General features: G+C 71.9%; 16 protein-coding genes. 13 read left to right on the top strand and 3 right to left on the bottom strand.

The genetic code is table 11. The annotated features are described in order from the left end of the window. Window positions 1–3 precede the first annotated feature (3 nt). Genes KVF89_RS13395 through KVF89_RS13405 form a run of 3 tightly spaced genes read left to right on the top strand, consistent with a single transcriptional unit; the run spans window position 4 to window position 2,155 of the window. The gene (locus KVF89_RS13395) at window positions 4–471 is read left to right on the top strand and encodes a RidA family protein (protein WP_257426114.1); all 468 of its coding nucleotides are present in this window, start codon (window positions 4–6) and stop codon (window positions 469–471) included. After that, window positions 468–1,337 (top strand): NUDIX hydrolase, encoded by an 870-nt coding sequence (locus KVF89_RS13400; RefSeq protein ID WP_257426116.1) that lies wholly within the window; start codon window positions 468–470, stop codon window positions 1,335–1,337. The genes KVF89_RS13395 and KVF89_RS13400 overlap by 4 nt, the downstream gene beginning before the upstream one ends. Next, window positions 1,337–2,155, top strand: a complete 819-nt coding sequence (locus KVF89_RS13405; RefSeq protein WP_257426118.1) for an MBL fold metallo-hydrolase — start codon at window positions 1,337–1,339, stop codon at window positions 2,153–2,155. Before KVF89_RS13400 ends, KVF89_RS13405 begins: the two co-directional genes overlap by 1 nt. Window positions 2,156–2,303: 148 nt before the next feature. Here the strand turns inward: KVF89_RS13405 and KVF89_RS13410 are convergent, their stop codons facing one another. Further along, complete coding sequence (locus KVF89_RS13410; protein ID WP_141800618.1) at window positions 2,304–2,981, bottom strand: Crp/Fnr family transcriptional regulator; 678 nt, start codon at window positions 2,979–2,981, stop codon at window positions 2,304–2,306. Window positions 2,982–3,118: 137 nt separating this feature from the next. Between KVF89_RS13410 and nth the strand changes: the two genes are divergently transcribed. The 6 genes from nth to KVF89_RS13440 all read left to right on the top strand — a co-directional run bounded on the left by nth (window position 3,119) and on the right by KVF89_RS13440 (window position 8,522). After that, window positions 3,119–3,835, top strand: coding sequence for an endonuclease III (gene nth, locus KVF89_RS13415; protein ID WP_257426120.1), 717 nt, complete (start codon window positions 3,119–3,121; stop codon window positions 3,833–3,835). After that, the gene (locus KVF89_RS13420) at window positions 3,835–4,464 is read left to right on the top strand and encodes a TlpA family protein disulfide reductase (protein ID WP_257426122.1); all 630 of its coding nucleotides are present in this window, start codon (window positions 3,835–3,837) and stop codon (window positions 4,462–4,464) included. Before nth ends, KVF89_RS13420 begins: the two co-directional genes overlap by 1 nt. After that, the gene (locus KVF89_RS13425) at window positions 4,461–5,201 is read left to right on the top strand and encodes an NUDIX hydrolase (RefSeq protein ID WP_257426123.1); all 741 of its coding nucleotides are present in this window, start codon (window positions 4,461–4,463) and stop codon (window positions 5,199–5,201) included. Before KVF89_RS13420 ends, KVF89_RS13425 begins: the two co-directional genes overlap by 4 nt. Then, complete coding sequence (locus tag KVF89_RS13430; protein ID WP_257426124.1) at window positions 5,198–6,373, top strand: MarP family serine protease; 1,176 nt, start codon at window positions 5,198–5,200, stop codon at window positions 6,371–6,373. Before KVF89_RS13425 ends, KVF89_RS13430 begins: the two co-directional genes overlap by 4 nt. 62 nt (window positions 6,374–6,435) lie before the next feature. Further along, the gene (locus KVF89_RS13435; protein ID WP_257426125.1) at window positions 6,436–7,701 is read left to right on the top strand and encodes an acyl-CoA dehydrogenase family protein; all 1,266 of its coding nucleotides are present in this window, start codon (window positions 6,436–6,438) and stop codon (window positions 7,699–7,701) included. 20 nt (window positions 7,702–7,721) lie between these two features. Next, a complete protein-coding gene (locus KVF89_RS13440; protein ID WP_257426127.1) occupies window positions 7,722–8,522 on the top strand; it encodes an enoyl-CoA hydratase/isomerase family protein in 801 nt (266 codons plus the stop codon). Between the two features lie 75 nt (window positions 8,523–8,597). Here the strand turns inward: KVF89_RS13440 and KVF89_RS13445 are convergent, their stop codons facing one another. Then, on the bottom strand, window positions 8,598–9,494 hold the full coding sequence (locus KVF89_RS13445; protein WP_257426129.1) for an oxygenase MpaB family protein: 897 nt from the start codon (window positions 9,492–9,494) through the stop codon (window positions 8,598–8,600). Between the two features lie 60 nt (window positions 9,495–9,554). Here KVF89_RS13445 and KVF89_RS13450 point away from each other — a divergent pair, with 60 nt between their 5' ends. The 4 genes from KVF89_RS13450 to KVF89_RS13465 all read left to right on the top strand — a co-directional run bounded on the left by KVF89_RS13450 (window position 9,555) and on the right by KVF89_RS13465 (window position 13,866). Next, window positions 9,555–10,760, top strand: a complete 1,206-nt coding sequence (locus KVF89_RS13450; protein WP_257426130.1) for an oxidoreductase — start codon at window positions 9,555–9,557, stop codon at window positions 10,758–10,760. 74 nt (window positions 10,761–10,834) lie between these two features. Beyond that, window positions 10,835–11,965, top strand: a complete 1,131-nt coding sequence (locus KVF89_RS13455) for an NAD(P)H-dependent amine dehydrogenase family protein (protein ID WP_257426132.1) — start codon at window positions 10,835–10,837, stop codon at window positions 11,963–11,965. Continuing rightward, window positions 11,962–12,786, top strand: a complete 825-nt coding sequence (locus KVF89_RS13460) for an SDR family oxidoreductase (protein WP_257426134.1) — start codon at window positions 11,962–11,964, stop codon at window positions 12,784–12,786. Before KVF89_RS13455 ends, KVF89_RS13460 begins: the two co-directional genes overlap by 4 nt. 9 nt (window positions 12,787–12,795) lie before the next feature. Then, window positions 12,796–13,866, top strand: a complete 1,071-nt coding sequence (locus tag KVF89_RS13465) for an MBL fold metallo-hydrolase (RefSeq protein WP_257426136.1) — start codon at window positions 12,796–12,798, stop codon at window positions 13,864–13,866. Here KVF89_RS13465 and KVF89_RS13470 read toward each other — a convergent pair. Further along, window positions 13,851–14,504 carry a hypothetical protein gene (locus KVF89_RS13470; protein ID WP_257426138.1) on the bottom strand — a complete coding sequence of 218 codons (654 nt, stop codon included), beginning with the start codon at window positions 14,502–14,504 and terminating at the stop codon, window positions 13,851–13,853. The genes KVF89_RS13465 and KVF89_RS13470 overlap by 16 nt on opposite strands. Between the last annotated feature and the right edge of the window lie 16 nt (window positions 14,505–14,520).

Below are 14,520 nucleotides of genomic sequence, written 5' to 3' on the forward strand. Positions count from 1 at the left end.
GACATGGCGACTCCCGAGGAGAGGCTGGCGGAGCTCGGCCTGGAGGTTCCCGATGTCGTCCCGCCGGTGGCGGCCTACATCCCCGCGATCCGCAGTGGTGAGCGGGTCTACACCTCCGGCCAGCTGCCGATGCGCGACGGCACGCTGCTGGCGACGGGCAAGGTCGGCGGCGCGGTCAGCGCCGAGGACGCGTACGCCTGCGCCCGCCTGTGCGCGCTCAACGCGATCGCCGCGATCCGCTCGATCGCCGGCGACCTGAGCCAGGTGCGCATCGTGAAGGTCGTCGCCTTCGTGGCGTCGACCCCCGACTTCACCGGCCAGCCGGGCGTCGCCAACGGCGCCTCCGAGCTGTTCGCCGAGGTGTTCGGCGACGCGGGCGTGCATGCGCGCTCCGCGGTCGGCGTGCCCGTCCTCCCGCTGGACGCTCCCGTCGAGGTCGAGGTGATCGCCGAGATCGGCGGCGCCGCATGATCGTCCCGCTGCCGCCGGTCCAGCTCCCCGCGAGGCTCGCCGACCTGGCGGCGGAGTACGCCGACGGCCGGCGTGAGCCCGCCGTGCCGCGCGACGCGGCGACGGTCGTCGTGCTGCGGCCCGGGGCCGACGGCGAGCCGGAGGTCTACCTGCTCCGGCGGCAGACGTCGATGGCGTTCGCCGGTGGCATGTGCGTGTTCCCCGGTGGCGGCGTCGACCCGCGCGACTACGACCACACCGTGGCCTGGGCCGGTCCGTCTCCCGCGGAGTGGGCGGCGCAGCTCGGCACGACCGAGGACGTCGCGCGGGCACTCGTGTGTGCCGCGGTCCGCGAGACCTTCGAGGAGTCCGGTGTGCTGTTGGCGGGTACGTCCGCCGACAGCGTGGTCGCCGACACGACCGGCGACGACTGGGAGGCCGACCGGGTCGCGCTGGAGTCCCGTGAGCTGGCCATGACCGACTTCCTCGACCGCCGTGGCCTGGTGCTCCGCACCGACCTGCTGGGCATCTGGAGCGGTTGGCTGACCCCCGTGTTCGAGCCGAAGCGCTACCGGACCTGGTTCTTCGTCGCGCAGCTCCCCGAGGGCCAGGTCACGCGCGACGTGTCGAGCGAGTCCTCCGAGGTGGTCTGGATCGGCGCCGCCGCGGCCGCGGACGCTGCCGACGCGGGCGAGCTGGCGATGCTGCCGCCGACGTACCTCACCTGCCTGGAGGTCGGCACCCACGCCACCCCCGCCGAGGTGATCGCGGCGAGTGGTGGCCGGACCGTGGCGATGTTCACGCCCGAGGTCGAGCCGCTCGGCGACGGCCACGCCTTGTCGATGCCCGACGGACTGCGTCCGCTCGTCGCCGCCCGGAGAGCCTGATGGAGGCCTGGCACGGCGGTGAGTACGGCGCCCGCGGTCGCTGCGTGCTCGCGCCCAACCCCGGTCTCATGACGCTGGACGGCACCAACACCTGGATCCTGCGCGAGCCCGGCTCCGAGCGCTCGATCGTCGTCGACCCGGGTCCGCTGCTCGACGAGCACCTGGACGCCGTGGCCGCCGTCGCCGGCCAGGTGGCCGCCGTCGTCGTCACCCACCACCACCTCGACCACACCGAGGCCGCCCGCTCGTTCGCCGAGCGGATGGGCTGTGGGGTCCGCGGTCTCGACCCGGCGCAGTGCTGGCGCTCCGATCCGATCGCCGATGGCGAGGTGCTCTCCGTCGGCGGACTCGACGTCGAGGTGCTCACCACCCCGGGTCACACCACCGACTCGATCTCGCTGCTCGTCGAGGCCGACGGCGCGCTGCTCACCGGCGACATGGTGCTGGGCCGCGGCACCACGGTGATCGCGCACCCCGACGGTGATCTGGGCTCCTACTTCGACTCCATCGCGCGGATGCGCGCGCTCGTCACCGACGGCCGGGTCGCCTCGCTGTGGCCAGCCCACGGGCCCGTGCTGCCGGACGCCGCCGGCATCCTCGACCACTACGTCGTCCACCGCCGCGACCGGCTCGCCCAGGTCGAGGCCGCTCTTCCCCGGCTGGGCCTGTCGCCGGGCGACCTGCCCCCGGACGTGGGAGACCACCCGACGTTGCCGCGCCAGGTGGTCGAGGTCGTCTACGCCGACGTCGACGAGGTGCTGTGGGGTGCTGCCGAGCAGTCGGTGCGGTCCCAGCTGGCGTACCTCGCCCGCCGGTGAGCCTCGCCCGGCGCCGGGCGAGGTGGGTCCGTGCGGTCGGGTTCACCACGTGATGTCGTCGAACCCACACTTCTGTAGTGGAGCTCCGCTACAGAAGCGGCCCTTCGCCTACATACCGTGATGGAACCGCGGCCCCACCGGACCAGCCTCAGCGGGCCCGCCGCGACATCCGCTCCATGTCGAGGATGACGACGGAGCGGGGCTCCAGGCGCAGCCAGCCGCGCGAGGCGAAGTCGGCGAGCGCCTTGTTGACCGTCTCGCGGGAGGCGCCGACCAGCTGGGCGAGCTCCTCCTGGGTGAGGTCGTGGTGGACGTGGACGCCGTCGTCGGCGGTGCGCCCGAAGCGGTCGGCGAGGTCGAGCAGCGCCTTGGCGACCCGGCCGGGGACGTCGGAGAACACCAGGTCGGCGACGACGTCGTTGGCCTTGCGCAGCCGCGCGGCCAGCTGGGCGAGCAGACCACGGGCGACCGTCGGGCGACCCTCGAGCCAGCGCAGCAGGTCCTCGTGGGAGAGCGACGCGAACTCGGCGTCCGTCACGCAGGTGACGGTGGCCGAGCGCGGACCCGGGTCGAAGAGCGAGAGCTCGCCGAACATCTGCCCGGGGCCCATGATCGCGAGCAGGTTCTCGCGGCCGTCGGACGAGGTGCGGCCGAGCTTCACCTTGCCCTCGAGGACGACGTACAGCTTGTCGCCGCTGTCGCCCTCGTGGAACAGCACCTCACCGCGGCGTAGCCGGGTGGTGGCCAGCGACGTGCGCAGCCCTGCCATCGCCTCGTCGTCGAGGGCACTGAACAGTGGCGCCTGACGGAGTACGTCGTTGTCCACGCTTCCTCCAAAGTTGCGTAAAACCCGGTCGGCCGCATCCTAGCCAGTGCGCGATGTCACACCTAGTGCCGCATCCGGCATGTCCTCCTCGGACACACCGGCTCGGGCTGTCGGAGGCACACCGTAGGGTGGCCTCCGTGCGGCCGATCGACACCACTGAGGAGACGTCGACCCAGCTCGTCCGGAGGGCCCGCAAGATCGACCGGGTGCTCGCCGAGACCTACCCCGACGCCAAGGCCGAGCTCGACTTCGACAACCCGTTCGAGTGCCTCGTCGTGACCGTGCTGTCCGCGCAGACGACCGACAAGCGGGTCAACGCGGTGCGCCCGACGCTGTTCGCCGCCTACCCGGACCCGCCGTCGATGGCCGCCGCCGACCGCGCCCATCTCGAGCAGATCGTCGGTCCACTGGGCTTCTTCCGGGCCAAGACCGAGTCGCTGCTCAAGCTCAGCGCCGCCCTCGTCGAGCGCTACGACGGTCAGGTGCCCGCCCGGCTCGACGACCTCGTCACGCTCCCCGGCGTGGGCCGCAAGACCGCCAACGTGGTCCTCGGCAACGCCTTCGACCTCCCCGGCATCACGGTCGACACCCACTTCGGCCGACTGGCCCGCCGCCTCGGGTGGACCGAGGAGACCGACCCGGTGAAGGTCGAGCACGCCGTCGGTGCGCTGTTCCCCCAGCGTGACTGGACCATGCTGTCGCACCACCTGATCTGGCACGGCCGCCGGCGCTGCCACGCGAAGAAGCCCGCGTGCGGCGCATGCCCCGTCGCGCGGTGGTGCCCGTCCTACGGCACCGGACCGACGGACCCGGTCGAGGCGGAGAAGCTGGTCCGCACCGAAGGTCCCAACTGATGCGTCTTCCCGCCGCCGCGGTCGCCCTGGTGGTGGCGGGCGTCCTCCTGACGGGCTGCGACAGCGTCGCGCCCGCGTTCGCGTGCAAGGTGGACGCCGCGACGCCGGACCTGATCGAGGACCGCGAGGCCGCCGGCATCGCCGACTGCGACCCGACGACCTGGTCGGTTGCCGACGGCGCCGCGGCGCAGCTGCCGGACCTCGAGCTCGACTGCCTCGGCGGCGCGACCGGGGCGGCGCTGTCGCAGGTGCACGGACCGGCGATCCTCAACTTCTGGGCGTCCAACTGCGGCCCGTGCCGCAAGGAGATGCCGGCGCTGCAGGCGTTCTACGAGGCCCACGGCGACCGGATCACCGTCCTGGGCGTGAACTGGCTCGACACCTATCCCGGCGCGGCCATCGACCTGGCGCGGCAGAGCGGCGTCACCTACCCGTCGCTCGCCGATGCCTGCGGCGACCTGCAGGAGACCGACGCCGACCTCGGCATCGGCCTGCCGTTCTTCCTGTTCGTCGCCGCGGACGGCACCGTGTCGCGACCGCACACCGGTGGGGTGACCTCACCGGACGAGATCGTCGACATGGTCGCGACGTACCTCGACCTCGACCTCACCGCCCAGGCGGCGTCGTGACGGACCTGCCGGACGACCTGCCCGCCGACCTGCCCGACTGGCTGCACCCCGTCGCGCGGGGCGCGCGGCGGATCAGCGGCAGCCACCTGACGGCCTTCCTGCCGCCCAAGGACAAGCCGGTACGCCGCGGCGCCGTCCTCATGCTCTTCGGCGACCACGACGTCCTGCTCACCGAGCGCGCCCACGACATGCGCTCCCACCCGGGCCAGGTCTCCTTCCCGGGCGGCGGCATCGATCCCGGCGAGAGCGTGGTCGAGGCGGCGCTGCGGGAGGCCGAGGAGGAGATCGGCGTCGACCCGGCCGGTGTCGAGGTGTTCGGGAGCCTGCCCGAGCTGTGGCTGCCGCCGTCCAACTTCGCGGTGACGCCCATCCTCGGCTGGTGGCGCGACCCGGCGCCGATCCGCGTCGCGTCACCCCAGGAGGTGCATGCGATCCACCGGGTCACGCTCGAGGAGCTCTTCGCTCCCGAGCACCGGATCCAGGTGCGCCACCCCGGAGGCTGGATGGGCCCCGGCTTCCTCATCGGCCCCGACAAGGACGTGATCCTGTGGGGCTTCACGGGCGGGATCTTGACCAAGTTCTTCGACTTCCTCGGGTGGCTCCCCCCGGTGACGGACCCACCGGTGCATGATCTCCCGGACTACATGCTCGCCGAGCACGTCCGCCGGACGGCTGCCGCGGCAGCTGCCGACGAGGACGCGGGGGACGGCATGGACATCCTGGAGCCCAACGGGTGAACGCCCTCGACTGGCTGCTCGTCGTCCTCGTCGCCGCCTATGCCCTGTCCGGCTACTGGCAGGGCTTCATCACCGGCGCCTTCGCGACGGTCGGGCTGCTGTCGGGCGGCCTGGGTGGCATCCTGCTGGCCCCGCTGGTCCTCGGTGGCCTCGATCCGTCGCTGGCGGTGTCCCTCGGCGCCCTGTTCATCGTGATCCTGTGCGCCTCGCTCGGCCAGGCGGTGCTGCAGTACGCCGGCGCGCGGGTGCGCGAGCGGATCACCTGGCAGCCGGCCCGGGCCCTGGACGCGGTCGGCGGGGCGTTGCTCAGCGCGCTCGCCGTCCTCCTCGTCGCCTGGGCGCTCGGCGTCGCGATCTCCGGGACCCGGATCGGCCCGGTCACCTCGATGGTGCGCAGCTCGGCGGTGTTGTCGAAGGTCAACGAGGTGCTTCCGGAGTCGGCGCCGAACGCACTGCAGGCGTTCAACAACGTGGTCGGCACCGGCTTCTTCCCCCGCTACCTCGAGCCGTTCGCCCCGGAGCGGATCGTGGAGGTCGCCCCCGGGCCGTCGGACCTGCCGGGGTCGGACAAGGTCGCGGCGACCCGGTCCAGCGTGGTCAAGATCCGGGGCGCGAACAGCTGCGGCCGGGGCGTCGAGGGCACCGGGTTCGTCTTCGCCGAGGACCGGGTGATGACCAACGCCCATGTCGTGGCGGGCGTCGACGACCCGGAGGTCAGCATCGGCGGCGGCACCGAGCTCGCCCGGGTCGTGCTCTACGACCGAGAGCTCGACGTCGCGATCCTCGCGCTGGAGACCGACGACGCCCCGGTGCTGAGGTTCGACACGGGCGTCGGCGCCGAGGACCCGGTCGCGATCGTCGGCTACCCGCAGGACGGGCCGTTCGACGTCCAGACCGGCCGGGTGCGCGCGATGCAGAACCTCCGCTCGCCCGACATCTACGGCGCCGGCACCGTGGTTCGCGAGGTCTACTCTCTGCGTGGCCTGGTCCGGCCCGGCAACTCCGGCGGCCCGATCGTGACCCCTCAGGGCAAGGTCGCCGGCGTGGTCTTCGCCGCGTCGGTGACCGATCCCGAGACCGGGTACGCCCTCACCGCCCAGCAGGTGCAGGCCAGTGCGCGTGCCGGCACGTCGTCGGAGACCGAGGTCGACACCGGCGACTGCGCCTCGTGACGGGTATGAATCCCCGGACATCCGGTGATTCATGCACAGGGCGCGTGCGCCATCATGGCCCCATGACAGGGCCGTCGCCGATGTATCCCGCCTATGCCGCGCCGAGCGAGCAGGCCCTGCGCCTGTACGACGAGATGCGGCGGTTCCTCGCCGAGGACGTGTTCCCGGCCGAGCAGGCCTATGAGCGCTATCGCGAGGCCGCCGGCCCCGACGACCACACCGTGCCGACGGTGGTGGAGGAGCTCAAGGTCGCGGCCCGGGCGCGCGGCCTGTGGAACCTCTTCCTGCCGAGCGAGTCCGGGCTGACCCAGCTGGAGTACGCGCCGATCGCCGAGCTCTCCGGGTGGAGCCTCGAGCTCGCGCCCGAGGCGATCAACTGCCAGGCTCCCGACACCGGCAACATGGAGCTGCTGCACCTGGTCGGCACCGAGGAGCAGAAGCAGCGCTGGCTGCGGCCGCTGCTGGATGGTGAGATCCGCTCCGCGTTCGCGATGACCGAGCCGGCGGTGGCGTCGTCCGACGCCACCAACGTCGAGACGCGGATCGAGCGCGACGGCGACGAGTACGTCGTCAACGGCCGCAAGTGGTGGATCACCGGTGCCGCCGACCCGCGCTGCCGGGTCCTCATCGTGATGGGCAAGACGGATCCCGACGCGGCCACCCACCGACAGCAGTCGATGCTGATCGTCCCCGTCGACACCCCCGGCGTCGAGATCAAGCGGTCCTACCCGGTGTTCGGCCGCCAGGACCAGCACGGCCACACGGTCATCGAGTTCACCGACGCCCGCGTCCCCGTGAGCAATCTCCTCGGCGAGGAGGGTGGCGGCTTCGCTGCCGCGCAGATGCGGCTGGGCCCCGGCCGGATCCATCACGTGATGCGGGCCCTCGGTGCCGGCGAGCGGGCGCTGGCGATGATGGTCGACCGGGCGAAGTCCCGTACGGCGTTCGGCGGGCTCCTCGCGGAGCAGTCGGCCGTGCGGGAGAAGATCGCCGAGTCGCGGGTCGAGCTCGACCAGGCCCGTGCGCTGTGCCATCTCGCCGCGCACACCGTCGACGCCGAGGGCAACAAGGGCGCCCGTCACCTCATCGCCTCCGCGAAGGTCGCCGTGCCGCGCGCCGTCCTCTCCGTCATCGACCGTGCCATCCAGCTCCACGGCGCCGCCGGCATCAGCGACGCGACACCGCTCGCGTCGCTCTACGGCTGGCACCGCGCGATGCGGATCTTCGACGGTCCCGACGAGGCCCACCTGACCACGCTCGGACGCGCGGAGCTGACCCGTGCCCCGCTGTTCGACCTGCCACCCGCCCTGCACGACCAGTTCCGCTGAGACCGACCGAGGATCGCCTGATGACCGAGCAGAAGACCGAGCAGAAGATCGCGACCTTCGTCCGCTACGAGCACGCCGACGGCGTCGCCCGGATCACCTTGGCCGACGGGGACCGCGGCAACCCGATCCACCACGCCTCGGTCGCCCAGCTCCACGACGCCGTCCGCTCGGCACACCGTGACGGCGCGCGCGTCGTCGTACTGGCCGCCGAGGGCCGGTTCTTCTCCGTCGGCGGCGACCTCGGCGCCTTCGCCGCCTCCGACGACATGGCCGGCTTCATCGACGACCTCGCCGAGGCGTTGCACCGGGTGGTCGGCGAGCTGGTCCGCTCCGACGCCATCGTCGTCAGCGCGGTCCAGGGCACGGCCGCCGGCGCCGGCTTCCCGCTCGCCGCCGCGGCCGACGTCGTGGTCGCCGCCGAGTCCGCCAAGTTCAGCCTCGCCTACACCAAGGTCGGCCTCTCGCCCGACGGCGGCAGCTCGCTGCTCGTCCACACCCTGGGCCTCCACCGGACCCTGCGCCTGGCCCTCCTCGGCGACCTGCTCACCGCTCAGGACGCGTACGACGCCGGCCTGGTCGCCCGCGTCGTCCCCGCCGACGACCTGGCCGCCACGGTCGACCAGCTCGTCGCCGGTCTCGTCGCCGGCTCGGCCGCGGCCAACGCCGCCGCCAAGCGGCTGCTGCGCGAGGTCGCCGCGCCCGCGCCGGAGTCCGCGCTGCGCAAGGAGACCCTGTCCATCCGGACCCTCGCCGACGGCGCCGACGGGCGGGAGGGTGTCACCGCCTTCGTGGAGAAGCGGGCGCCGAAGTTCGGGGGTTGACCTCGGCGTCGTACCGGACAATTCGGTCGTGAACTCGCCGGAATCGCGACCGAATCGTCCGGTACGACGGTCAGCTCAGCCCGGAGCCACCGAGGCCTCGTGCCGCACCGGGCAGCCCCCGACGCCCGCGACGGGGAAGGTCCCGAGATCGCCGAGCCGGTAGCCGCCGGGGTAGCTCTTGATCCGCGGCAGGTCGGCGGTGAAGCTCGGTTTGCGGTTCGACGGGGTGTGGCGCAGCAGCCGGGCCCGGACCCGCATCGCACCGACGCTGAGCCGGCGTACGACGGGCCCCGGGTCGGCGTACGCGAAGGCGTCGAGGAGCGGCCGGTCCATCAGCCCCCGGCTGAACAGGTCCACCGGCGTGCGCAGCGGCCGCGGGTAGAACGTGGTGAGCAGGCGCAGCGTGGCGTCCGCGACCCGGCGGCCGCCGGCGTCGAAGTCGAAGTGGGCGCGCTCGTAGTCGTCCATCAGGTGCATGAACGCGTCGTAGGTCTCCGGGATGTCCTTGATCCCCATGTGCCGCCCGAGCGCGCGGTAGTAGTTGACGCTCGCGCGCAGCTCGCCGTCGGTGAGCCGGCGCCAGCCGTAGTCGTCCAGCCAGCGCTTGGGGACGACCACGAAGGTCGACAGGACGTAGCGGAAGTCGTCGTTGGAGATGTCGTAGGCACGGTGCATCTGGTTGATCCGGCGCAGTGCCGTCCGGCCAGCGTCGGAGTCGAAGCCGTGCACGAACGGCGCCTCGAGCAGGAGCGCCGTGTCGTCGTACCGCTTCTGGACGGCGCCGGTGAAGGCGCCGGTCTCGTCGAGGAGCCGCCCGATGCTCGGGACGGCGTAGGTCCGGAACAGCGCGAAGCTGAGCGCCTGGGTGAGGTCCCAGGTGAACTCGTAGAGCGCCAGGTTCTGATAGATCTCGACGTAGTCCGTCTCCGGGTCGAGGGCGTCGTTGCGGTCCCGCCACAGCGTCTTGGCCATGGCCCGACGATAGACCCGAACGAGTAGAACGTGTTCCACCGTCGGTCTAGAGTGCGCCGCGTGAGCATCCCCGACGTCTTCGCCCCGGCCGAGCTGGGACCGGTCCGCCTGCGCAACCGGACGGTCAAGGCCGCGACCTTCGAGGGCCGGACGCCCGAGGGCCTGGTCACCGACGAGCTCATCGCCTACCACCGGGCCCCGGCTGCCGGCGGGGTCGGCCTGACCACGGTCGCCTACCTCGCGGTCGCGCCCGAGGGGCGCACCCACCGCGAGCAGATCGTCGTGGGGGAGCGGAGCCTTCCCGGCCTCACGAGGCTGGCTGACGAGATCCACGCGACCGGCGCCGCGATCGCCGGCCAGGTCGGGCACGCCGGCCCCGTCGCCAACGGCCGCTCCAACGGCATCCACGCGATCGCGGCGAGCCCGATGCCGAGCCCGCTGTCGATGCAGATGATCCGCTCCGCGTCCGAGAAGGACCTGACCCGCGTCACCCGGGCGTATGTCGACGCGGCCCGCACGCTGGTGCGGGCCGGGTTCGACGTGCTCGAGCTGCACATGGCGCACTCGTACCTGATCTCGTCCTTCCTCGCCCCCGGCCTCAACCGCCGTCGCGACAGGTGGGGTGGTCCGCTGGAGCGGCGGGCCCGACTCGCGCGACAGGTCGCGCGCGTCGTCCGCGAGGAGGTGGGGGACGCCGTCGCGGTGACCGCGAAGGTGTCCGTCTCCGACGGCTTCGGCGGCGGCGTGACGACGGCGATGAGCGTCGAGCTGGCGCGGCTGCTGGAGGCCGACGGCCATCTCGACGCGCTTCAGCTCTCGGGCGGCTCGTCCCTGATGAACCCGATGTACCTCTTCCGTGGCGGCGCGCCGGTCGCGGAGTTCGCCGCGACCATGCCGCCCCTGGTGCGCTGGGGGATGCGGAGCCCGGCGGGACGGGGCTTCCTCAAGCGCTACGACTTCGAGGAGGCGTACTTCCGGCAGAAGGCACTCGAGCTGCGCGCTGCGGTCGCGATGCCGTTGATGCTGCTGGGCGGCATCAATGAGCTGGCGACGATGCGGCAGGCGATGGCCGACGGCTTCGACTTCGTCGTGATGGGCCGCGCGCTGCTGCGCGAGCCGGACCTGGTCGACCGGCTCCGGGCCGGTGCGGCCACCGGTGGCATCTGCATCCACTGCAACCGCTGCATGCCCACGATCTACTCGGGCACGCGGTGCACCGAGTGGGCGGCGGACGAGGTCATCCCCGTGCCGCGCTCCGCAGGCTGACGTAGGCGAGCTGGGACGAGGAAACTCGCGTCCACCCCTTCCGCAAAACTAGAACTCGTTCTACATTGACCCGCATGTCACAGGCCCCCTCGATGTTGCACCGTCCCGAGAAGCCGCTGCGGGTCGTCGTCTGGTCCACGGGGACGATCGGCCGCCACGCGATCGTCGGCGTCGACGCCCATCCCGACCTCGAGCTGGTCGGGGTGTGGACCTCGACCCCGGAGAAGCACGGCCAGGACGCCGGCCTGCTCGCCGGCCTCGATCGCGAGCTCGGCGTCAAGGCGACGACGGACCGCGACGAGCTCGTGGCGCTGCGGCCCGACTGCGTCGTGCACGGCGCGATGACCGACGACCGCGTGTTCGAGTCGATCGCCGACCTCACCGAGCTGATCCGCGACGGTGTCAACGTCGTCTCGTCCGGTCCCGTCATCCTGCTTCACCGCGACGGCACGCTGCCGGCCGAGATGATCGACCAGATCGACGAGGCGGGCCGGCAGGGCAACGCCAGCCTGCACGTCAACGGCATCGACCCGGGCTTCGCCAACGACGTGCTGCCGCTCGTGCTGACCAGCCTCAGCCAGCGCATCGACCATGTGACCGTCAGCGAGATCGCCGACTACTCGACGTACTACCAGCCGGTCGTGATGCGTGACCTGTTCGGCTTCGGCCAGCCGCTCCAGGACGGTGGCACCAGGCCGCTGCTGTGGGAGCCCGGCATCCTGACCACCGCGTGGGGCCCGGTGGTGCGGGTGATCGCGGCCGGCCTGGGGGTGACCCTCGACGAGCCGCTGGTCGAGGAGGTCGACCGCCGCCCGGCGCCGCGCGACACGAAGACCGTGTCGCTGGACGTGGCCGAGGGCACCATGGGCGCGGTCCGGTTCCGCGTCATCGGCACCGTCGACGGGGTTCCGCGGGTCACCCTCGAGCATGTCACGCGGACGGCGCCCGACCAGGTCCCCGAGTGGCCCACGCCGACCGAGGGCGACGGCTGCTACCGGATCGAGGTCACCGGTGAACCGTGCATGAAGCTCGAGCTCACCCACCACGGCGAGCACGGCGACCACAACGTCTCCGGGATGATCGTCACCGCCCAGCGGCTGATCAACGCGATCCCGGCGGTCGTGGCAGCGAGGCCCGGCCTCCTCACCGCGCTCGACCTGCCGCTCGTGACCGGACGCGGCCTCGTCACGGGTACGACGCGATGAGCATCCTCGACCGGTTCCGGCTCACCGACCACGTCGCTGTGGTCACCGGCGCCGGTCGCGGGATCGGTGCCGCCTCCGCGCTCGCGCTCGCCGAGGCAGGTGCGGACGTCGTCATCTCGTCCCGGACCGAGGCACAGCTGAAGGAGGTGGCGCAGCGGATCGAGGACACCGGGCGCCGCGCCCTCGTCGTACCGGCCAACCTCGCCCACACCGACGAGGTCGCCGCGCTCGCCCAGCAGGCCTTCGACGCGTTCGGCCGTCTCGACGTCGTGGTCAACAACGTCGGCGGCACCATCCCCAACGCCTTCCTCGACACCGACGTGGCCTATCTCGAGGAGGCCTTCCACTTCAACGTCGCCACGGCGCACGCCCTGAGCCGCGCCGCCGTACCGTTGATGCTGCGGTCCGCGGGGGAGGGCCGGCAGAAGTCCATCACCTCCATCTCGTCGGCGATGGGACGCCTGGCCGGACGCGGCTACCTCGCCTACGGCACCGCCAAGGCCGCTCTCGCGCACTGGTCGCGGCTCGCCGCCACCGACCTGAACCCCGAGATCCGAGTGAACGGCGTCTTCGTCGGCTCGGTGATGACCAGCGCCCTGGAGTTCGTCGCCGGCGTGCCCGAGATGAAGTCCCAGCTCGAGGAGGCGACACCCCTGGGCCGGATCGGCGAGGCCGAGGACATCGCCGCCGCGGTGGTCTATCTGGCGTCACCGGCGGGCAAGTACGTCACCGGCAAGATGCTCGAGGTCGACGGCGGGATCCAGGAGCCGAACCTCGACCTCCAGCTACCCGATCTCCGGCCGGATGTGAATCCCACCTAGAGTGCCATCATGACCACTGGAGGGATCGCCACCGGACACGCCGTCTCGCCCGACTCCGGTCGATACTGGTCCGACGAGGGAGCGTGGCAGGTCGCCGAGGGGATCTGGCGCATCCCGCTGCCGCTCCCGATGGACGCTCTCAAGGCCATCAACGTCTACGTCGTCCAGGGCGACGACGGTCTCACGCTGATCGACGGCGGCTGGTCGATCCCGGTGGCGCGCGAGCTGCTCGACAAGAGCCTGCGCTCGATCGACTCCGGCTTCGGCGACATCAAGCGGTTCCTGGTCACGCACGTGCACCGCGACCACTTCACGCTCGCGACCGTCCTCGGCCACGAGTACGGCGCGGAGGTGGTCCTCGGCGCCGAGGAGCAGCCCGCGCTCGAGCTGCTCCACCGGGCGTCGGTGTCGGACATCGGGGAGAGCCCCTTCCTCGACATGCTGCGCACCGCGGGTGCCGAGGAGATCGCCGTCCAGTGGCGCGAGGGGCACGACGGCGCGCTTCCGGATGCCACCGACTGGGCGTTCCCCGACGTGTGGCTCGACGGCGACCGCACCTTCGACATCGGCCGCCGCCGGATCGACGCCGTCCACACGCCGGGTCACACCCCCGGCCACTACGTCTACGCCGACCAGCGCGAGGGCGTGCTCTTCGCCGGCGACCACGTGCTGCCCACGATCACGCCGTCGATCGGCTTCACCGCCCCGCCCGCCGACCAGCCGCTGGGCCAGTTCATGGCGTCGCTGGCGCGGGTCCGCGAGCTGCCCGACCTGCGCATCCTGCCCGCCCACGGGCCGGTCGCCCCGTCGTCGTACGCGCGGGTCGACGAGCTGCTCGCCCACCACGAGCACCGCCTCGCGCTGTGCCTGGCCTCGTTGAGGGACCGCGGCGCGGTCACCTCGCTCGTCGTCGCCAAGGACCTCGGCTGGACCCGGCACGAGCGGGCGTTCGGCGAGCTCGACGTCTTCAGCCAGGGCATGGCCGCGATGGAGACCAAGGCCCACCTCGACCTCCTCGTCGCCCGGGGCCAGGCCACGGCGGCCGACCATCCGGACGGGGTCGTCTACGCCGTCTGTTGACGATGCGTCGGGGGTGGCCAGGTCGGCCGCTCGTCGATGAGCACGGACACACGTGTCGTCGCTTCCAGGTGCTCGCCCAGCGCGCGCCCGATGCGTCGCGCGATATCCAGGACGCGTGCCAGATCCTCCTCGAGAGGACGGGTGTGGATGGGCTCGTGGTGGGCGATCCGGTTGCGGAGACGGCGCACCTCGTCGAGCTCGGCATGCAGTCGGCGGCGACGAACCGTGCCGTCGAAGGCGTGACGGAGCGCAGGTTGCCAGAGAAGACGGTTGTACTCGTCGGCCAGGAGCGACCACCAGAAGCCGAACGGCAGCTCAGCGACGAGCTTTCCGTGCGGTGCTTGAGATCCGCCGGCGTGGCGGAGCGCCAGGGACACCGCCGCGCGGGAGCGGGGTGTCAGGACCGTCGACGTCGGACTGAGCCAGCTGCCGTCGAGGTGAGTTGAGGCGGCGGAGTCCAGGGCGTTGCGGAGCGCAACCTCGAGATAGTGGACGGATTCGAAGAAGGCCGCGGCTACGCGGGTGTTCCAGTCGTAGAGCGTGATCGCATGCTCCCAGTGCTCGTCGCGTGCCGCGAGGTACGGCCGCATTCGCGCAGGGGACAAAAGTCGTTGCATGTCCCACTCGCTCCGAGGCACCGCGATACTCCTTCCC

Origin of the sequence: Nocardioides carbamazepini, from assembly GCF_024614185.1 — a bacterium.
Taxonomy (GTDB): Bacteria; Actinomycetota; Actinomycetes; order Propionibacteriales; family Nocardioidaceae; genus Nocardioides; species Nocardioides carbamazepini.